The following is a 19,016-nucleotide window of genomic DNA, read 5'->3' on the forward strand; positions in this document are numbered from 1 at the left end:
GATGACTAGATATGTGCTGGGACTTTCAGCCTACTACCACGACAGTGCGGCCGCCCTTCTTCGCGACGGCGAGTTGATCGCGGCTGCACAGGAGGAGCGTTTCACCCGGATTAAGCAGGACAGCAGCTTTCCATCGTCCGCCACGGCGTTCTGTTTAAGCCATGCCGGCATCGATCTGACCGATGTGGAGGCGGTCTACTACTATGAAGAGCCGCGGCTAAAGTTCCGTCGACTCTTGTCAACCTATACCACCTTCGGGCTGAGGGGTTTCGCTCGATTCGCACAGGACATCCCTGTCTGGCTCATGGATAAGCTCCACGTCGTAAGGAAGATCCACCGGGAGTTAAGCAATTTGGCAAGGGACAAAGCCGTGCCACCGATTTACTGCGTACCGCATCATGAATCCCACGCCGCCTCTGCTTTCTACGCCAGCCCGTTTTCGGAGTCAGCCGTCCTCTGCATTGATGGCGTCGGGGAGCTCGCCACGACTTCCTGTTGGATCGGCCGGGGGAATGCACTCAGACCGGTTTGGAGCATAAATTTCCCTCATTCGTTGGGCTTGCTGTATTCGGCCTTCACTTATTTCTGCGGCTTCAAAGTTGATTCAGGCGAATACAAGCTGATGGGACTTGCTCCCTACGGGCAACCAACATACGCGAAGCTGATCATGGATCACTTGATCGATGTGAAGAGCGACGGTAGTTTCTGGTTGAACATGGAGTATTTCGATTACGCCATAGGCAAGACCATGATCACTTCAAAGTTCGAGGAGCTGTTCGGTGGTCTACCCCGCCGCGCGGAGGAGACTATCACGGAGAGAGAGTTCGATCTGGCCGCCTCGATCCAGCACGTTTTGGAAGAAACTGTGCTGAAGATCGCCAGATCCGTTAGAACAGAAACGGGGCAGCGAAACCTATGTCTAGCGGGTGGCGTCGCGCTCAATTGTGTTTCAAACGGAAAAATACTGAAAAGCGGTGTGTTCGACTCGGTCTGGGCGCAACCGGCGTCAGGCGATTGCGGAGGTGCCTTGGGAGCAGCGTATGCAGGATGGTTTAGCCGGATGGGGCAGCCCCGTAGTCAAACGGATCACGACGGCATGAGCGGCGCCTACGTCGGAAGCAGCTATCCCGACGACCAGGCAGCGCAGATTCTTGACGAGTTGGGTGCGATTTACGAAACCGCTGCCATGTCGGATTTGCCGACGATTGTCGCGCAGCTGATCAGTCAAGGAAACGTCGTGGGCTGGTTCCAAGGCCGCATGGAATACGGCCCCCGCTCTCTGGGTTCGAGATCTATTCTGGGTGATCCGAGAAATCCGGATATGCAGAGCGTGATGAACCTGAAAATCAAGAATCGAGAGTCCTTCCGTCCGTTTGCTCCGGCCGTGCTCGCGGAGCATGCTTCCGATTGGTTCGAAATCGATGGGGCAAGTCCATACATGTTGTTCGTTGTGCCGGTTGCCGAAGGCCACCGCAAGGATGTTACAGCGGAAGAGGAAGGCAAGAGTGGAATAGACAAGCTAAAGGTCGCACGTTCGAGCATACCCGCCGTCACTCACGTCGATTTCTCCGCGCGGGTTCAAACAGTCGACGATAGGTCTAATCCACTCTTCTACAGCCTAATCAGCGCATTTCACCGGATCACAGGCTGTCCTGTTCTCGTCAATACGTCGTTCAACGTTCGCGGCGAACCCATCGTTGAGAGTCCGAGCGATGCTTACCGTTGCTTCATGAGAACCGCGATGGATTATCTTGTTATCGGCTCGCATATTGTTCGCAAGACCAGTCAGCCCGCATGGGAAGAGGCACTCGACTGGAAAGAAGAGTTTCAATTGGACTAGCCCTGAGGAACGCCATGCTGAATCGCACTGTGTTGATCATCTCCCAAGTGATTTGCGGAGCAGTTTTCCTTACCGTCGTTTGGCCGCTGGGAGGCGTTTCGCGATTGATCGGAAATCCAATGCTCCTAAGGAGAACGCCCGCGGCGAGTACGTACAAGATACTCGCCAGACGATCCATCTGACTGCTCGCAACCGACACGGGACCCGCAATGCTTGATACTACTACGTTTCAGCCCTTGACCCACGATGAAGCAGTCCAGGAGGTCTATCGACTGACCCCTCAGATTCGTGAATACGACGAGTTCATGTACCTCGGCGTACGGTGGCTTCCATACACCATGTTCTTCCATCACGGAAATTATCGTTCGGCGGTGATCAATACCGACTCCCTCGGGTTTCGCTATAGCTCGTCGGACCGAGGTTTCTACTCGGTCGCAGATCTTCCAACCGACCGACCGATAAACTTGCTCGTCGGCGGGTCTACCGCCTTGGGGACCGGAGCGACTACGGATGGCGGTACGATTTCCTCCCGATTGAGCGCGCACACCAATGAAACGTGGCTCAATTTCAGCGGACGCGGCTACAACGCCGTTCAGGAAGTCCTGCTATTTCTTATGCATCAGCAACGATTCACCCATATCAACAACGTTGTTGTACTAAGCGGAATCAACACACTTACGTTAGAAGGCATCCCTGACCGCCTCGCGACCGATCACGGGCGATACTACTACTCATTTGAATATACTCATTATATGGAAAAATATAATGAGGATCTTAAACGCCGACAAAACACGTACGCATCCGATCTGGACGGTCGGCAGAAAGGCATGATCGGGAAGTATGCGGACTTCATACGGTCTAAGTTAGGCAAAGATAATCCAGCCGACGTCTTGATCACGGACGAAGATACCGACACCGAGGATCGGGTCAAGCGGGCTGCCGGCGTGATCACCAACTCAATGTTTCAGTGGCAACAGCTACTTGCGCCGTTTGGTGCACGCCTGTCCTTTGTGCTTCAACCCATGTCCTACTGGGTGAAAGAGCGTTTCACACAGGAAGAGCTAGCGATCTTCCACGCGATAGATAGTTGTCCGAATAATTTTTGGAGATTATTCGGGAAAATCCTTGATCCCCAGATTCATAAGCCCTTTGCATCGGAAATTTCACTCGGTTGCCATCAACGGGGCATTCCTTTCTGGGATATGAATGATTTGCTGCGGGATTCACATCTTTGCCACAAAAACATCTTTGTGGATCGCGTGCATTTCAACGATGTCGGCTATGACGAGGTGGCTCGCATCGTATCGGACGTCGTCCTATCCTAGCTGAATTATCAAGAGGTCACTATGCTGCCCAGCAACTCCAATCAACGCTCGACTACGCAAGAACGCCGGGTGGGTCTATTCAGGCGCCTGCTGAATATTTTTCTGCGCAAAAAGAAAAAGAAGGACGATAACGGGTCAATTTATCCGCTTCGCTAGGCCGCCGGCCTGAGATCGAATTTCCCTTTGCATCCAAGAATTGAAACCATAAGAGGTTCATCATGAAGAAGCTGGTGCTTTACGGCCATCCCGAATCAGGTCACTCATACAAGGTCAAACTACTGATGGATGTCAGCGGGATCGAGTACGAATACCGACTCATCGACATTGATCTCGCGCGCGAAGAGCGGCCGGAGCCATTCCGTTCCCTAAGCTTGGCACGCTTCGGCGAAGTCCCGTTGCTCACGCACGGGGATGACGTATATGTCCAGTCCAACGCCATCTTGTGCTTCCTGGCGCGGCATCTTCATGCCTTTGCCGGGCAAGACCAAAATGTGATGGCGCGAGCCATGGAATGGCTTTTTTGGGAGCATAACAAGATCGGCTTGTGCTTGCCCCATCTAAGGCTCGCACGCAATTTCTTTCCCGATCAGTACCCCGAGGGCGCGGTCGGGTGGCTGCAGTCGCGTTATGACGCAGATGTGGGCCGCTTCGCGAAGGAGCTTTCCGATGGCCGCGCGTTTATCCTGGGCGATGCCATTAGCATTGCAGATTTCTCGCTATGTGGCTACATCTATTGGGCTAACCAGGCTGAGGTGAGTCTCCCGATGCCCGTATTGAGATGGGCGAGCAGAATTGCCGGGCTACCGGGCTGGAAATTGCCGTATGCCCTTCTATCCCCCGAACACCCGTATGTAAGCTACGGCAAGATTCGCGGCGAGCTGGACATTGCGAAGGAATTTGGACGCGTCGCCGCCTGATTTTTCCGGCGCCGACTGTCGGGTGACACCATTGGTGAAAAGCCGGCCGTTGAATCTAAATTGCTTTTTCACGAAGGATGGCATAGAGCGGCCGGCGTGTGCCAGGGAAAATGAAATACTGGTCGCACATTGCCGGGGTAAATGAAAACAAACCAACGCGCTTTCGTCGGCGCTCCCGGAGTCGACGGGCGGTCGCAATCCAGCGGCGCGTGAAGTCGCTCCGCTGGATTGCGACCGGCCAGGAGAGGTTGGGCGCCGACGAAATCCCAGCGACCAGTTGCGAAAATGAATCCGACGTTCAGGCTAAGGCTGACTGTGACGATCGAAGTACGTATCACGTAAAACCGTAGGCCCGCATTGCCGGGATATGGACATCTGTGCAGCGGCTGGCCGATCGATCTTCTGTCTCGCCAGGGATTGTAAGCCCAGACAGGGAGCAACGCTTAGTCGGTGACCAGCGGCCCCGCCTTGTATTGCTCGTCGGTCACTGGCTCCATCCATTCGACGTTTTTTGCCATCGAGCATTTCAGTAAGCGCGAGATCCGACATTGCCGTTGTCGCAGCTGCTCCATGCCAGTGCCGCTTTCCGCACGAGCACGAAACGATGTCAGGCGGGCGGATTTCCGTTCGTGGGCCGCCTTCGCACTGAGACCAGTGGCCCTCGATTGGCAAAAGCGTAGCTACGCATGCGCGACTCGAACTGGGGGCGACGAACTACAGACTTGCATTCTCTAAGGCGCATCAACGGCCAGCATGCCGACGAGCTGCCCGAAGGAAGCGAAGTCCAGAAGATCAAGAAAACAGCGCTTCAATTGTCTTCTGATACTGACGTCGCGATCGACATCCACTGCGATCGCGACGCAGTTGTGCACACGTACACCTATGGATCGATATGGCCGGATGCCTCTGATCTGTGTGCATAAATTGGATGCGAAGCGGTTTTGCTCGAGGATGGGACGGAAGACGCAGGAACGTCTATCGATCTATTTACGCGAACATGGGAGCTCGTTAAAAAAGAACTGGGTCATCTGTTTCCTATCCCGATCGGTTGCCACTCTGTGACGCTTGAATTGCGAGGACAAGGTGACGTTGGCGACGAATTCGCGTCTACTGACGCGGATGCACTGCTCAGATTCCTGAGGCGTCGAGGCGTAGTCGCTGGCGATCCAGGGCCACTGACAGAATCATCCTGCGGGGCCACAAGCCTCGCAGCGACCGACCTCCTCATTGCGCCGCGAGGCGGAATCGTCAGCTACAAGGTGCCGCTTGGTGGACATGTCTCGCGTGGCACCGTCATCGCGGAAATCGTTGATCCGAGCCTGGACGACCCGCTCGGATCGCCAACCGAAATTCGCACCATCATAGAACCGATGGGATCGTCGCTTCCCGGACGCTGATTCGCTTCGTGCCGCGCGGGGAAATTCTCGCCAAAATCGTGGGAACTGTGCCGCGTCGATCAGGCGCGTTACTTGAGCCTTAGCCTCGATCGAGGCAGACGGCTACGGTGCAGGCCGCTTGAACTGCCGCTTTGGAGCGAGTCCACCGGCGAAACTCGGACATTGTTCGCGGTAATGGGACCGGCCGTGACCCGATCGGAACCGGACGTTAAGCATTTTTACTCGATTCGAGATTTCGGCTGTGCGGCGTCGGGTTGTTTCTGCACGTAGTACTTGCTTTCGATTTGAGGTCCAGTCTGACGCAGCCACTTGCGGACGATGCGGCTCGACGGCCCTGCGTAAAAATGCGCGACGAACACAGCCGCGCAGGCAGAAAGCAACAGATAGCTGATCAGAAGCGCCAGTTTCTCGTTGCCCGTCACGCCGGAAGACGGAAGGATCGTGCGCAGCAAGCCCAGCACGATGAGGTGAAACAGATAAAGCTCGTAGCTCAGTCTGCCGAATCCTTCGAGCGCCGCGGATGTGCGCCCGCGCCAAATCATCGACCCGTCCGTACGACCATGCCCGGCTAGCAACAGCACCGCCGTGCCGAACGCCATGGCTGTGACGCCAAACACATTGCTCTCCCGGATCGGCCAGGACAGGTAAACGAACGTCATGCCCAGCGCCGTCAGCCACGTCAGCGCGCTCCGCGCACGGCCTCGCCAGACGAAGCGCCTCGCGAGCAGCGCCGCGCAGCAGCCGATGGCGATCGCATCGAAGCAGGCGAAATACGCGTAGAGATAACCGCCCTCATCGCCTTGATGGAAGAACCGGTAAGCCGGGCCGGCGACGATGCATGCTAGCCAGAAGGCAACGAGCCGCGCCTGCTGGCGAAAGGCGAGGCAAAGCAGGGGAAACGAGACGTAAAACACCTCCTCGACGGAAAGCGACCACAACACGCCGAGCGCATAGTTGGTCCATCCGTGCACGCCGATGAGCACGTTCATCCAGAATGTCAACGACGCGAGGTTCACGAGCCAAAACGAAACCGGCGCGCCGGCCGGCGAGTGGTTCTGAAAGATCGCGATGCCGGCCAACGCCAGCGCATTCACAACGGCCAGCAACAGCAGCAGGCACGGAACGATGCGCGCGATCCGCAGGCCGTAAAACACCCTGACATCGACATGACCAGGTTCGGACCAGCGACGAAGCGCGTTCGCCGTGATCAGATAGCCCGAGATCACAAAAAACATCGTGACGCCATAGTTGCCGTTTCGCGCAACGGCACGGACCGCTTCCCACCCGAACACGCGCGACAGAAATGTATCGTCGAGCCGGTAGGCGATATTAAAGTGGTGAAACAGCACGAGCAGAATCGAGATGCCCCGGAGGAAGTCGATCTGCCGCTTTCGCGTGCCGCCGTCAGTCACGCCGCGCTCGTGGCCCACTGTACGAACGCCGTGCCCGCCTCGCGCAAAACAGACTCGCGGGCGTCCATACCGATGGCAGGCGCATCGTAGTAGACAGCCACCAGCAACGGCGCGCGCCCGGGCGGGCGCACGAGCGCGTAGTCGTTGGTCTCGCTGTCGACGCTGGTTCCGGGCCGGTCGGCGGCCTGCCAGCCGGCGGGCAACACGGCGCGAATCCGGTTGAGGCCCGGCTTGCAGTCCGTCATGCCGCGCTCCAGTTGCGCGCGCGAACCGGCGCTAAGGACGTCGGCGAGCAGAAGGCGCTGCGCGGTGGTGGCGATGCCCTTCGGTGTCGTGGTGTCGAGCACGCCGCGATAGCGGTTCGAGTCGGGCTCGTAGCGGTCCGAGCGCGTGACGGTATCGCCGAGGCCGCGAACGAACCGGGTCAGCGCCGCAGGGCCGCCGGCGCTGCGCATCAGCAAGATCGCGGCCGTGTTGTCGCTCTCGACCAGAACCGCCCGGTAGAGCGCGTCGATCGACAGCGCGCCGCGCGCGACGTTGGTTTTGGTCACCGGCGACGTGAAAATAAGGTCCTTCTGCGTGTAATGCACGAGACGGTCGAGCCGCTCCGCGCCGCTGTCGATGCGTGCCAGTATCTGCGCCGCGAGCAGTCCCTTGAACGTGCTGCACATCAGGAAGCGTTCGTCGGCGCGATGGCACAGCGTGCGTCCCGAACCGGTGTCGATGGCGAACACGCCGAGGCGTCCGCCACGCCTGCGCTCGATATCGGCGAGTGGCGATTCGGCGGCATGCAGCGCGGGAACGACGCCCATGCCGGCGAGCAGTGGTAAACCGATCAACAGCTTGCGACGCGTCCTCGAGTGAGTCACGGTTAGGTCCAGTTAGTCAGAGTGGGGAAAGACGGTGAGCGTGGTGAGCGTTAAGCCTGCTTGCGCGCTAGCAGGAGTCGTCGCATGTTGATTGCGTCGCGGCCGGGGTGCGCGTCCCGTCCGGCGTCCAGAAACACCATCGTGACGCTGTCCCGAAACGAGCGCAGGCGCATGATTAGGCAATGTCCGGCCGCGTCGGTAAAACCGGTCTTCGACAGGGCGATGTCCCAGCCCTTTTTCCCGACGAGCGGATTCGTGTTCTGGTATTCGACGAGCTTGCCGTCGATCGGCACAAAACTGCGGGAGTCGGTCGTGGCGCGCGCGATGGCGGGATAGCGGGCCGCCGCGTTAACCATGACCGAGACGTCGCTTGCCGTCGACGTGTTGAGTGGCGAAAGGCCAGTCGGTTCGTCGATCGTCGTATGCTTCAAGCCGAGCGCGGCGATCTTGGCGCGCATTGCGGCCTGAAACGCCGCGAAGCCGCCGGGATACTGATGCGCCAACGCATACGCAGCGCTGTTGTTCGACGACATCAGCGCGATTTGCAGCATCACGGAAAGCGGCAGGGTCGCGCCGGCAGGCAATCCCGTGCGGCTGGGGCGCGATGTTTCGGCTTCACTGGCGTCGATGCGGATGGTCCGGTTCATGTCGGGCCGGGCGTCGAGCACGACCATGGCCGTCATCAGCTTCGTCAACGAGGCGATCGGCACGATATCGTCGGGGCGCTTATGGAACAGGACTTCACCGGAGTTGTCGTCGATCACCACGACATGGTTCGATTCGATCTGCCCGATCGGCACGATGTCCGCCACGTGTTGCGACGCGGACCCGGGCCACAGCGCCTGCGCCGTTACGCACAACGCAACGCAGCCGAACGCGATAGCCGGGACATGCGCCGCCCAGTTCGCGGAAGGCTGGACGGGCCGGCAGAGACGCTTGATGCGGTCCAGCAAGTGACCGCCCTGTGCCGACTGGGCGACCGGTGCATATTCCACGTCAGTCGATTGAAGAATATCGAGCTGCTCAAGCGCGAGCGCCAAGCGTCGCGGGTTCTGAATGAGCTTAGCGGCAATCTGATCGGCGACGCATTCCCGCTCGATGCGAATTTGCCGTGACAGCCACCACACCGCCGGATGATAGAAAAGCAACGCCTCGATCACGCTTTGCAGCAGGTTGACCAGATAGTCGGCGCGCTTGATATGCGCGATTTCGTGCGCAAGCACCGCTTCAAGCAGATCGGGCGGCATGCGCGTCAGCAACGCGGCCGGAACCAGCACCAGCGGCCGCCACCAGCCGATCGTCAGCGGGGTTGAGAGCTGTGTCGCCAAGCGCAGCGTCACGGGGCGCGGCAGGCCGCAACGCGCGGCCAGCGCGGCTACGTAGTCTTGCCACCGGGTGTCCGGCCAATCGGGGAACCCATGGCCGATCCGACGCACCCAAAGCAAGCCGGCTCCCAGACGGCACAACACGGCGGCAACACCGACCAGCCATGCTGCGACGAGCCAAGGCAGGACGCCGTCCAGCGCAAACGGCGCGCAGGCGTTTATCGGTGGGATGACATGGGAATCGGCCATGCGAAGCCACCCGGACGACGCCGCTTCGACGCCTCGATACACATCGAGCACCGGCACACCGAGACATAACAGCAGCGAAACGCAGAGCAGCGCATAGCGACTCTGCGGGTTCGCGCTGCGTAATAGCCGCAACGGTAACGCAGTCGCTACACCGATTAAGGCGCCTTTCCACACGAAGTACAGGAGCGCCCATCCTAAAGCCTGGACGAGCGCCTCAGAAAAAGGGCTCATCGCTTGTCCTTGTGAAGAAACTTGCGGATTTCCTCGCGTTCTTCTTGAGTAACGTGCTTGCGCAATGCGGCCATCACGAGCGACTTGCCCGAGCCGGAAAACGCTTTGTGAATCAAGTCCTTCAACAAGCTGGTTTGCAGCGCGTTTTGGCTTTGCGCAGGTGCATAGACGTGGGAACGCTCGCTCTCGTCGCGCGTAAGCAGCCCCTTTGCATGCATGATCTGCATCTGGCGCAATATGGTGGCGTAAGTAACGCCTGCACGCTCCTCTTGCATGAGCTGATGGACCTGTTTGACCGTGGCGGGGCCGAGTGGCCATAGAACCCGCAGAAGTTCGAGTTCAGCGGCGGTCGGCCTGGTCGCGGGGGGAGCGGCTTTGGTCATGGCGAAACCTAAGTAGAAAGACTGGCAGGACGTAGAATAATTGGTCTAGACAAAATTGTCTACATTAGGGCGGCCGCGTCTCTACTGCCACGACGTCTGTTCATGGCTTGCCTTCCGACAGTCGATCGGCGTCCTCGACCGGTGGATTAGGGGAGATCAACGGCAGTCGCGGACGTCAGCCTCCCGGCGGCACGCGCGTGTAGGCGGGATTTCATATTATGAGAACGCAAGCACCGAGGCGGGGCGAGGATGATGTCCGTTTTTTGCGAGACAATTGACGCTATATCCCCTATTGTCTGGCCATGAATCTCGACAGCGAAATCTGCTACCAAGCAATACTCTCCCGCGACCGGCGGTTTGACGGCTGGTTCTATGTCGGTGTGACATCGACCGGCGTGTACTGTCGGCCGATCTGTGGGGTTCGGCCACCAAAGTTGCTAAATTGCCGGTTCTTTCGCAGCGCGGCCTCAGCAGAGAAAAACGGATTCCGCCCGTGTCTTCGATGCCGCCCCGAACTCGCCCCCGGCGACGCCATGCTGGAAGTAGCCAGTTCCTTGGCGAAAGCTGCGGCGGAATTGATTGAAGCGGGCTTCTTGAACGAGAAAAGCGTACCCGATCTCGCGCAACGGATCGGCGTTTCAGACCGGCATCTGCGAAGGATTTTTGAGGGCGAATTCGGCGTAACGCCGCTGCAGTTCGCGCAGACGCAGCGACTGCTTCTCGCGAAAAGGCTTTTGACAGACACGAACTTGTCGGTGACCGGCATCGCGTTGTCCGCGGGCTTCGGAAGCGCGCGCAGCCTCAATGAGCAGTTCAAGCAGAGTTACGGATTTGCACCCACACGCATTAGGAAAGCGGCCCCGGCAAAGGAAATGCATAGCCTCGAGTTTGATATGGGATATCGCCCGCCATATGCGTGGGAATCAATGATGCGGTTTTTGAGAGATCGAGCGATAGAAGGCTTCGAAGCGATTAAGGACGATACGTATACGCGCGTCATGACAGTCAAGGCGCGCGGCGCCCTCAGGAGGGGATGGATCACGATCAGCCATCGACCCAAACAGCATAATTTGCATGTCAGTGTGTCTGCGGACCTGAGCGCCGTGGTGCCGCAGGTATTGGCCGGCGTAAGGCGTTTTTTTGACCTTGAGGCCCGACCAGACCTTATTGACGCTCATCTCGGCGAGTTATCACTGAGAACACCTGGAATGCGTGTGCCGGGATCGTTTGACGGATTTGAAATCGCTGTGCGAGCGGTCGTCGGGCAGGCCATTTCGTTAGCCGCCGCGCGCGCTATCCTGGCGCGCATCTGTGAGGCTTCGGGTAGTCCCGTTTCAGGCCCACGGAACGAAGCGATGGTTTCCTTTCCCACAGCCGAAGAGTTTCTACAGACCGCCAGCACTGACCTGCTGCGAACTGGGCTGATGGACCGACGCCTGCGGACCCTGCAGTCGGTGGCGCAGGCTATCGAAAGCGGGGTACTACGGCTCGAATCTTATGTTTCCTTGAACGAAACCCTTACAACTTTGCGTGAAATCGTCGGTATAGGCGAGTGGACTGCGCAATATCTGGCGATGCGAGCTTTAGGTTGGCCAAACGCCTTTCCCCCCGGAGATAGCGTGCTGAAGAAGATGATTTCCTCTTCTACCGATACGACAGCGAGCTGTTTCTCTGATCAATGGTCCCCATGGCGATCATATGCGGTCTTACATCTCTGGGACAAGTACCAGACGGAACTACCCGCCGATGCATGAGCCGCAACAAGTTTCACCATATCCGATTCAGTCCACAAAACAAAAAGGAGTACGAAATGAACGCTCTTGAACTATGCGTGCTTGCTGCAATCTGGGGGGCGTCGTTTCTATTTATGAGAATGGGGGCGGCTGAGATCGGGCCGGTCCCTCTCATTGCTCTTAGGGTTTCGATCGCGGCCGTCCTGTTGCTGCCCATTCTTCGATCGAAAGCTGCCCGGCAGCAATTTCGCGAGCATATCGGTCCACTTTTCGTCATTGGCGTTACAAATTCAGCGCTGCCCTTCTGTCTGCTAGCCTACGCAACGTTGTACGTTACTGCCGGCGTGGACTCTATTCTTAACGCCACTACGCCGATGTGGGCAGCCGCTATCGCGTACTTTTGGCTCGGGGTGCCAGTTAGAAGGGTGCAACGAGCTGGCCTGGCCATTGGATTTATCGGCGTAGTAGTGCTTGCCTGGGAGGCAATGGGTTCCGGCGTAGCTGGATCAACAGGTGCGGTGCTAGCTGCGCTGGCGGCGACTGTTTCCTATGGATTTGCGGTGAACTATTCGAAGCGCAGCCTGGCTGGTGTAAATCCTTTCGTCTCTGCCTTCGGCACGCAGTTATTTGCGTCTCTCGTCCTCGCACCGCTTGCATACGTATTTTGGCCCAAGCATCAGATTCCGAATTCGACCTGGTATTCAGTAATCGCTCTTGGTGCGCTCTGCACTGCCGTGGCTTATGTCCTGTTCTTCCGGCTCGTCGCGAATGCCGGAGCTCCGTATGCCGCCTCAGTTACTTTTCTCATTCCGGTGTTTGGCGTCATATGGGGCATCATGTTTTTACGTGAGCCGCTGACAGCCTGGACGGTATCTGGGTGCTTGATCGTCTTGCTCGGTACGGCGCTGGCGTCAGGCAAAGTCACATCGCTGCTCATTTGGCGTTCACCGCAGAATGGATAAAGGAAGGTTGCCCGCAAGCGCAGTAAACGGTCCCGTTGAAGGGATAAAAAGGTGAGATATATTATGGTTCCAGGTTACGCATTTCCAACACCGTTAGGTACGGTAAATCTGCGAATCGAAGATGATTATGTCACCGCTTTGGAGCTCGCTAACGATTCTGTGGGCGGATTCCGCAATCCGCCGAGCCAGCAACGGAGTCCAAGGCTATGTGAGCTCGTCGCAGGGGAACTGCAGGAATATCTCGAAGCACGCAGGAGATCGTTTACGTTTCCTTTTTATCTCAGAGGCACACCCTTTCAACGACAAGTGTGGAATCTGGTTTACGCCATTCCGTATGGCTGCTGTGTCCCATATCAGTCGATCGCGGTAAAGCTCGGCGTTGGGCGAGCGGGTGCCGAGGACGTGCGTGTAGCCATAGTCAAAAATCCGATAGCCATCGTGATCCCGTGCCATCGGGTGCGTCTCCCGGCCGGCACGGTCCCCAATGAGAATTTCAATGCCCGCATGGCGTTACGTACGCTAGAGAGGGCGGATTGCGAATAGGGAGGCGGTGCGTTGGCTCTTTTGCCAGGAACCTGAGTCGATCTATGCGCCAAGATTACAACGCTCAGTCAGTCGTTGATATCGCGGCGTCGCCTTTCAAGTATTCCTGAAATAAATTCCGACTGCTTCTCGTTCTCCAAAAACATACACGTTCTCGCTTGCGGCACTAATAGCTAGGCCGCGCGCTGAGGCGAAGCGAAGAAGTTGAACTTTAATTCGCATTAGTGGATAGAACAAATGAGCAACCTTCCCCCACTTTCCGCTCTACACACATTTATTGAGGTAGGTAAATCCGGCAGTATGAAACGTGCGGCGGAATTGTTATGCGTTTCACCCGGTGCCGTTAGTCAGCAAATTAAATCCCTTGAAGAGAGGATGCAAGTACGTCTGTTCGAGCGCGCCCATCGAGAACTCCATCTGTCCGACGCAGGGCGAAGCCTTTTTGAGCAACTGTCTCGAGCCTTCGAAGAGATTCACCACACGTGGGAAAACACGCATGCGTCGACCTCCAGGATAACCAAACTGACCATTAGCACGACCGCGTCATTTGCCAATTCCTGGCTGGCGCCCCGGATAGGGGGCTTTACAAAGCAGTGGCCGAACATTGAAATAAACATCGAAACGAGTCCCCGTCTCGTCGATCTTCGCAGAGATTTCGTTGACGTTGCTATACGCCACGGACTTGGTGACTATCCGCAACACGCGGTTACCAAACTATGGACCCCCGCGATGGTGCCGGTTTGCTCGCCGGCGCTCCTCGGCTCAGGTCCTGCTGTTTTACAGCCGATTGATTGCTTACAATATCCACTTCTACAGGATGCAGATCGTGCAGACTGGGCGCTCTGGCTACGGGCCCAGGGGATCGAAAGCGGCGCGGCGCGGCGGGGCTCGAGTTTTTGCGACGACGCTCTCTTGATCAAGGCGGCCGTTGCTGGCCAAGGTATTGCTCTAGTTTCTGACGTTCACGCATCGGCTGAGATCGCTAATGGGCGGCTGATACGTCTTCTACGCACGCCTTGGCCGACGAGTTTTGCGTACTATCTGGTCGCAATTGAAGATCGGGCGGAAGAATGGAAGATTGTTGCTTTTCGCCGCTGGATGCTGGATCAGGTCGCCCTTGCGGAGACGGTGGAAGATGCTGTCGTCGATGCCTCTAATTCCATCGTAAAGGAACCTACCAGTGGAACGACATCAATCGTGTCGACTACGTTCGTCTTAGGTGTCGACGTACAGAACGCTAAAGCGCCAGAATTCTCCGCGAGAGAAGAGCCTAACCGTTGTATCATTACCGAAGCCACTGCGGAGCGCCAAGCGGATCACTGCCGTTCCTAGCCCGAGCGTTATACCGCATCGCACGACGGATACCACGACATTCGGTGGCCGAATTGTAATCTTTAGGCGTGTTCTGTTGAGCAAAAACGAACCTATCTTCGCGCTGACTCTCAAGGCAGGTGGCAAGTTAGGGCGCAAAATACCCGCGTCGCATTTTTGTCTCGACTGTTCCGCTTGGCGATCTTATGTGCTGCGAACGGGCTGATCGCGCGAAGCCCGCTTCCGTTCGAAGGAATTGAGCCGCTGACGTTTCGCCGGCGCGCCTCTTCGTCACTCCAGTGCGCATCGGCGCTTTCCTCAGGGCTATGCCCGTTTCGCTTTGTGCCGGACTGGCTCGCCTTTTTCGATCCGCTCGCTGCCCTTGTCTCGCACGGCACTTGCGAGCAAGCCGAGTCGCGCGTTGAGTGTCGACCGTTCGATGGGAGGCATCACGGCATCTGATATTGCCGCCGAAAAATCAGAGAGGACTCGATCAACAGCCCGTTCGCGCCGGTCTTCCCGCATGTAGTCGCAAATCTGTTCCCAGCTGGCCGCCGAAGAATTCAGCGGGACGATTTCGACTTCGATTAGAGGCTTATTTAGTGAGCTGATTTGAATATGGTGGAACCCACCAAACTGCTGCATCAACGCAAGAATCTCGCCTGGCGTTCTAGCGACATCACGGGAGACGTACACGAGCCGCGCGCCTTCCCCCATCCATGCACTCAAGGTGCTTGCTCGTGCCAAAACGACTTCCGCGTCTGGCTCATCCAAAATGACAACCTCTCCCTGCACCGTCAGCGGAAGATCACCGGCCGTGTGATCAAATACAACGTGATTCCCCCCAAGCGTAGAAGCCATAGAAACGGCCACGGTGGACTTGCCAGTCCCGATGGCTCCCGTCACAAGATAGTTTCGTTTCATCAACCCTTCCCGTAATCAAGCCAATACGACGTTATGGCGGCGCAGCGCCCGCTGAAATGCCCGAACGCAATAAGCGGGGTTCTGCAATCCAAACGGGATGTGCTCATAGTGACGATACTCTTCGTCGTAAAGATGCTGAAACCCGCCCTGCTCCGCTTTGGTCCTAAGCTTCCAGTGCCGGCGTCGATTGAACCACGCATTCACTGCCTCATAGGCCGGCATGCCAGATCTCGAATGACGGCCGCCCCCGCACAGCACCGCACCGATGACAAGGCCCAACAAAAATTCTTCCATGACGTCTCTTCCTATGCTTTCGTTAAACAGTGCTATTGAGTTCGCTCTCGGCCTCTGTACCCGCCTTTCCATGTCCGTAAGCGCGCGATTTCGCACACCTAGCTTCTGTTATTGATAAGGCTCACGATTGCGTCCGCAACCCAACTTTGCGGACGCAATCCATGACAGAAGATGACCCGAGTTTTTTGCTTTTGCGTGTGACGCGGGTTCTCTTGGGATGCTTTTCCCGGGGCGACTCCAGCGGATCATCCGTTTGACTCATGCTCCATGTCCCTCCATTGAGTAGCGCGTTTGCGCAGCGATCGCGCTATCCTGAGACGAACGGGGATGTCATGCGTCAGACAGCGGCGCGCAAGCAGACAGCCGGCGCCACCGCCGCGGCGTCAGATGTTCGAGATAAGATCCGTCAAAACCATCGTACTTTTCCCATTATTCAGATGAGTGGCTTTACGACCAACTCGACGTCTTTGCCGTTGGATTGCCCTACCACCGTTGGAATTCCAACCGGCACCGCCCGATCAACATGCATCGATTCCACCCGATCACCGTTCACATCGAAGGTGACGTGTGCGGTTCCATTGGCGTCAAGGGAATCAACGGTGGCTGCAACGACTACAGTCGAGCTACCAGACAAGCTCGTTACACCAACGAAGTTGACGAAGCCTCGTGACTCCACCATCGCCTTCGACTGATGATCGCGATAGGTGATAGACAGGCTCGCTTGCGGCAGGGACTTGCCATCCTGCCAGCGGCCTCCGGCGCAAATCATTGCCTGACGATCAACCGTGTTCCCGATAGCACCGTTGTAAATGTCGTCACATGACGCATTCAGAGTTACAGCCTGATCTTGAGGCCAAACCTCCCTGACATACTTCACCTGATCGGCCATCGCCACGGTTACGACGCACGCTAGCGCCATCAGCAAAGTCACTTTTTTCACGTTGCTCTTTTCCTTTCATTGAGTCGGGATTTTACGTAGCGTTTCGCTATCTTCGGGGTACTATCAATGTCATGCACCGGTCTCATCAAATCGGGTATCCGGCTTACCCGGTAGTATCTGACTGGCTGGGTCTGATTTCGATCACTCGCTTTTGTGCCGATAGCTGCCGGTTCATCTCTTGCCGGCAACGCTGGAAATCAGCGCTTCGGCTATGTTGCCGACGACTTTTCCGGCATCCTTGACAGCATCGATGGTCTTTTCTTCCATGTTGAACTGGCGAGTCAACGCAGTAACTTCACCTCGCACCAATTCCCGATTCATGGCGCGCACTTTCTTGACATAGCTTTCCGCGAAGATTGACTTCGACCAGTCCCAGCCGACGGCCCCTGGCTGCTCCTCCCACTGTGAGGTCTTCCCGGTCATGAAATTCTGCTCGCCGCTGAAGGCATCGACGGCTGCTCCAACCAAGACTTCGAAACCGAGTACGCCAGGACCAAGCGCTATCTTCTCGCCGGTTGTGAGACGGTTCCTGTCTGCGCGAAGCGCGCCATCAATTTCCGCCTGCGTGGGAGGATCCCTGAAGATATTGATATCACTCATCACATGTTTTCCCGTTGGATTTTGCGAGTGTCAACCGCAGAATGCGGCTTCACGCGCCAATGCATTTCTAACCTCATCAACCGCGTAAGCCGGATACCCAGCAAACCTAGCGCTTATGCAATGCCAGAGGTTCAATCTTCGTTTCGCGCTAGTTTCCACCCACTGCGCGGGTCCATCAGCAGATCGTTCGCATGGGCGCAGGCCCCGGCAGTGGTCAATTGCACGCGAATGATGCCAAGCTGTGGATTGCGCACAAGGCATTCGATAGTGTCGCCCACTCGGGCGAACTTGGTCAGATCCATAGTGTTCCTCGCCTGCCCTTTCCATGTATATTCCCACGTCGTCGGACAGTGCCTGACCAACGCTGCAACAACCGCCCGGATGTTGCGATGATCGCGGCAACGATCAACGCCACCTCCAGGTATGCAGTGAATCTCCGGGACAGCATCCAGGCTCCCAGCAAATGCCCCCACATAATCGGACTGGATCAGCACCCGACGCTGCAACTCCTCACGGCTCATGTCTTTGATCTCAGCTACAAAGTCTGGGGAAACATGCCTCAATTGCTTGCACAGTTCGTCGATCCAGTCGTTGCTTGGCTCGCCAATTTTTTTCGAGTTCGTTGGGTCCATCTTCAGGCTGCTTCGGCCATCAGTTCATCTGGCACGTCGAAGAATCCTTGCATTCCGCGAAACGGCACCGGTTTGGCCAGCACCTTTGAGTCGGATACTCGCCAGGCAAATCGCCCTGCACTGAAGTATCCGAATCCGTTGTGATCCTCTGCGCGTTCGGCCGCCAAACTCTCACAGAGAATCACGGACCCGATGATGCAACCACGAGGCATCTCACCGCACGTCCGGTATCCGGCGCCTACGATCGCTGCGACATACGCGTCCATCGCCTCGTCCGCAGCTATTCCGTCTTTACGAGCAAGGATGTATTGGACAATTTCGATCAGGCCACCATCGGCCTTTGCGGCATGAATGGCAACTCGCTTCCCGAGCAGGGTTCGAGGAACTGTCCATCCGCGGGTTTCGTATCGTTTCGGCCCAAGAAGCAAAAGGGTCGCGTGAGGTTGCCAGATCGATATTGCTTTCATCGCTTTTCCTGTTGATCTACCCGCGGTCAAAACCACCCCTCACGGCAACTCCGACTTTGCTATGGACCGAAGATTCCGACGCCCACTCGTAACACCGAGTAGGTCCGCAAACACGTCTGCACGGCAATGGTAAGCAAAGAGTCCACAATCACAAACACAACGATGGCGGCGGCTTTCCGCGACCAAAAACCAAATCCACATAGCACGCGCAGCGTATCAGGAACCTAATATGCGGCTTGGAAGCAAATCACCATGCCTGTGACGTTTTCGACGTCTTCCACGGCCGATCCGATCTGTCTCACGTTCATCTGCTTCCCTTTTCACCGGCCCCTATCAGCCCGTGCGGCTTCCAGGTCGTCGGCTGACTCCCCAATCAGTAAATAGCCAACGGGAGCTGTGGCCGAGCCAGGTGTACGGTAGAAGAAAGACGAGTCCAATCCTAGCTCTTCGAGTGCCTTCCGAAGCTGGCTCACTTTCTCCAACACCAAGGCATTGCGCACTTTGTCGGTCATTTGATTTTCCGTTGCGTTAGCGAATGCCAAAAAAACGCTTGAGGTCATCGCGACTGCCTGCTCGATTCGCCCCCGGACGCTTCGTGTGAAGCAAAGAACAAGACGCAACCAACGCAGCAAGCAACGCCATCCCGAAGCTGCCTCGCATCG

16 protein-coding genes and 2 pseudogenes are annotated in these 19,016 nt (G+C 56.9%); 7 read left to right on the forward strand and 11 right to left on the reverse strand.

Going from position 1 to position 19,016, the window contains the following annotated elements; genetic code table 11:
- The first annotated feature begins 1 nt into the window (after position 1).
- The 3 genes from HWX91_RS26735 to HWX91_RS26745 all read left to right on the forward strand — a co-directional run bounded on the left by HWX91_RS26735 (position 2) and on the right by HWX91_RS26745 (position 4,082).
- A complete protein-coding gene (locus tag HWX91_RS26735; RefSeq protein ID WP_028195437.1) occupies positions 2-1,840 on the forward strand; it encodes a carbamoyltransferase family protein in 1,839 nt (612 codons plus the stop codon).
- 209 nt (positions 1,841-2,049) lie between these two features.
- Positions 2,050-3,165 (forward strand): lipase, encoded by a 1,116-nt coding sequence (locus tag HWX91_RS26740; protein WP_028195436.1) that lies wholly within the window; start codon positions 2,050-2,052, stop codon positions 3,163-3,165.
- A gap of 218 nt (positions 3,166-3,383) precedes the next feature.
- Positions 3,384-4,082 (forward strand): glutathione S-transferase family protein, encoded by a 699-nt coding sequence (locus HWX91_RS26745; protein ID WP_063627869.1) that lies wholly within the window; start codon positions 3,384-3,386, stop codon positions 4,080-4,082.
- Positions 4,083-4,525: 443 nt separating this feature from the next.
- On the opposite strand, the pseudogene HWX91_RS40905 reads toward HWX91_RS26745, so the two are convergent.
- From HWX91_RS40905 to HWX91_RS26770, 5 genes and pseudogenes are all read right to left on the reverse strand, one after another.
- Positions 4,526-4,736: pseudogene (locus HWX91_RS40905) on the reverse strand (cupin domain-containing protein); the annotation flags it as partial.
- A gap of 961 nt (positions 4,737-5,697) precedes the next feature.
- Positions 5,698-6,891 carry an acyltransferase family protein gene (locus HWX91_RS26755; RefSeq protein WP_081833015.1) on the reverse strand — a complete coding sequence of 398 codons (1,194 nt, stop codon included), beginning with the start codon at positions 6,889-6,891 and terminating at the stop codon, positions 5,698-5,700.
- Entirely contained in the window at positions 6,888-7,760 is an 873-nt protein-coding gene (gene bla / locus HWX91_RS26760; protein ID WP_028195435.1) for a class A beta-lactamase, read from the reverse strand. The genes HWX91_RS26755 and bla overlap by 4 nt, the downstream gene beginning before the upstream one ends.
- A 50-nt stretch (positions 7,761-7,810) precedes the next feature.
- The gene (locus HWX91_RS26765; protein WP_052660664.1) at positions 7,811-9,565 is read right to left on the reverse strand and encodes a M56 family metallopeptidase; all 1,755 of its coding nucleotides are present in this window, start codon (positions 9,563-9,565) and stop codon (positions 7,811-7,813) included.
- A complete protein-coding gene (locus tag HWX91_RS26770; protein WP_028195434.1) occupies positions 9,562-9,948 on the reverse strand; it encodes a BlaI/MecI/CopY family transcriptional regulator in 387 nt (128 codons plus the stop codon). The genes HWX91_RS26765 and HWX91_RS26770 overlap by 4 nt, the downstream gene beginning before the upstream one ends.
- Before the next feature lie 302 nt (positions 9,949-10,250).
- On the opposite strand from HWX91_RS26770, the gene HWX91_RS26775 reads away from it, so the two are divergent.
- From HWX91_RS26775 to HWX91_RS26790, 4 genes and pseudogenes are all read left to right on the forward strand, one after another.
- The gene (locus HWX91_RS26775; protein WP_028195433.1) at positions 10,251-11,702 is read left to right on the forward strand and encodes a DNA-3-methyladenine glycosylase 2 family protein; all 1,452 of its coding nucleotides are present in this window, start codon (positions 10,251-10,253) and stop codon (positions 11,700-11,702) included.
- Positions 11,703-11,758: 56 nt separating this feature from the next.
- On the forward strand, positions 11,759-12,643 hold the full coding sequence (locus HWX91_RS26780; RefSeq protein WP_028195432.1) for a DMT family transporter: 885 nt from the start codon (positions 11,759-11,761) through the stop codon (positions 12,641-12,643).
- Between the two features lie 63 nt (positions 12,644-12,706).
- Positions 12,707-13,186 (forward strand): methylated-DNA--[protein]-cysteine S-methyltransferase, encoded by a 480-nt coding sequence (locus tag HWX91_RS41380; protein ID WP_081832993.1) that lies wholly within the window; start codon positions 12,707-12,709, stop codon positions 13,184-13,186.
- A 237-nt stretch (positions 13,187-13,423) separates the two neighbouring features.
- Positions 13,424-14,299 (forward strand): annotated as a pseudogene (locus HWX91_RS26790) (LysR substrate-binding domain-containing protein); the annotation flags it as partial.
- 522 nt (positions 14,300-14,821) lie between these two features.
- On the opposite strand, the gene HWX91_RS26795 reads toward HWX91_RS26790, so the two are convergent.
- The 6 genes from HWX91_RS26795 to HWX91_RS26820 all read right to left on the reverse strand — a co-directional run bounded on the left by HWX91_RS26795 (position 14,822) and on the right by HWX91_RS26820 (position 18,354).
- Positions 14,822-15,421 (reverse strand): nucleoside/nucleotide kinase family protein, encoded by a 600-nt coding sequence (locus HWX91_RS26795; RefSeq protein ID WP_102857275.1) that lies wholly within the window; start codon positions 15,419-15,421, stop codon positions 14,822-14,824.
- Between the two features lie 15 nt (positions 15,422-15,436).
- Complete coding sequence (locus tag HWX91_RS26800) at positions 15,437-15,715, reverse strand: hypothetical protein (RefSeq protein ID WP_028195430.1); 279 nt, start codon at positions 15,713-15,715, stop codon at positions 15,437-15,439.
- 433 nt (positions 15,716-16,148) lie between these two features.
- The gene (locus HWX91_RS26805) at positions 16,149-16,655 is read right to left on the reverse strand and encodes a hypothetical protein (RefSeq protein WP_102857276.1); all 507 of its coding nucleotides are present in this window, start codon (positions 16,653-16,655) and stop codon (positions 16,149-16,151) included.
- 171 nt (positions 16,656-16,826) lie between these two features.
- The gene (locus tag HWX91_RS26810; protein WP_042274396.1) at positions 16,827-17,255 is read right to left on the reverse strand and encodes a hypothetical protein; all 429 of its coding nucleotides are present in this window, start codon (positions 17,253-17,255) and stop codon (positions 16,827-16,829) included.
- Positions 17,256-17,386: 131 nt separating this feature from the next.
- A complete protein-coding gene (locus HWX91_RS26815; protein ID WP_028195428.1) occupies positions 17,387-17,887 on the reverse strand; it encodes a hypothetical protein in 501 nt (166 codons plus the stop codon).
- A gap of 2 nt (positions 17,888-17,889) precedes the next feature.
- Entirely contained in the window at positions 17,890-18,354 is a 465-nt protein-coding gene (locus HWX91_RS26820; RefSeq protein WP_028195427.1) for an ASCH domain-containing protein, read from the reverse strand.
- Positions 18,355-19,016: the final 662 nt, after the last annotated feature.

This window comes from Paraburkholderia fungorum (assembly GCF_902833645.1).
Lineage (GTDB): Bacteria > Pseudomonadota > Gammaproteobacteria > Burkholderiales > Burkholderiaceae > Paraburkholderia > Paraburkholderia fungorum.

Excerpts from the sequence above, each read along its gene's own strand:
- HWX91_RS26735 (WP_028195437.1), top strand. The coding sequence starts at position 2 with ATGACTAGATATGTGCTGGGACTTTCAGCCTACTACCACGACAGTGCG.
- HWX91_RS26740 (WP_028195436.1), top strand. The coding sequence starts at position 2,050 with ATGCTTGATACTACTACGTTTCAGCCCTTGACCCACGATGAAGCAGTC.
- HWX91_RS26745 (WP_063627869.1), top strand. The coding sequence starts at position 3,384 with ATGAAGAAGCTGGTGCTTTACGGCCATCCCGAATCAGGTCACTCATAC.
- HWX91_RS26765 (WP_052660664.1), bottom strand. The coding sequence starts at position 9,565 with ATGAGCCCTTTTTCTGAGGCGCTCGTCCAGGCTTTAGGATGGGCGCTC.
- HWX91_RS26770 (WP_028195434.1), bottom strand. The coding sequence starts at position 9,948 with ATGACCAAAGCCGCTCCCCCCGCGACCAGGCCGACCGCCGCTGAACTC.
- HWX91_RS26775 (WP_028195433.1), top strand. The coding sequence starts at position 10,251 with ATGAATCTCGACAGCGAAATCTGCTACCAAGCAATACTCTCCCGCGAC.
- HWX91_RS26780 (WP_028195432.1), top strand. The coding sequence starts at position 11,759 with ATGAACGCTCTTGAACTATGCGTGCTTGCTGCAATCTGGGGGGCGTCG.
- HWX91_RS41380 (WP_081832993.1), top strand. The coding sequence starts at position 12,707 with ATGGTTCCAGGTTACGCATTTCCAACACCGTTAGGTACGGTAAATCTG.
- HWX91_RS26795 (WP_102857275.1), bottom strand. The coding sequence starts at position 15,421 with ATGAAACGAAACTATCTTGTGACGGGAGCCATCGGGACTGGCAAGTCC.
- HWX91_RS26800 (WP_028195430.1), bottom strand. The coding sequence starts at position 15,715 with ATGGAAGAATTTTTGTTGGGCCTTGTCATCGGTGCGGTGCTGTGCGGG.
- HWX91_RS26810 (WP_042274396.1), bottom strand. The coding sequence starts at position 17,255 with ATGAGTGATATCAATATCTTCAGGGATCCTCCCACGCAGGCGGAAATT.
- HWX91_RS26815 (WP_028195428.1), bottom strand. The coding sequence starts at position 17,887 with ATGGACCCAACGAACTCGAAAAAAATTGGCGAGCCAAGCAACGACTGG.
- HWX91_RS26820 (WP_028195427.1), bottom strand. The coding sequence starts at position 18,354 with ATGAAAGCAATATCGATCTGGCAACCTCACGCGACCCTTTTGCTTCTT.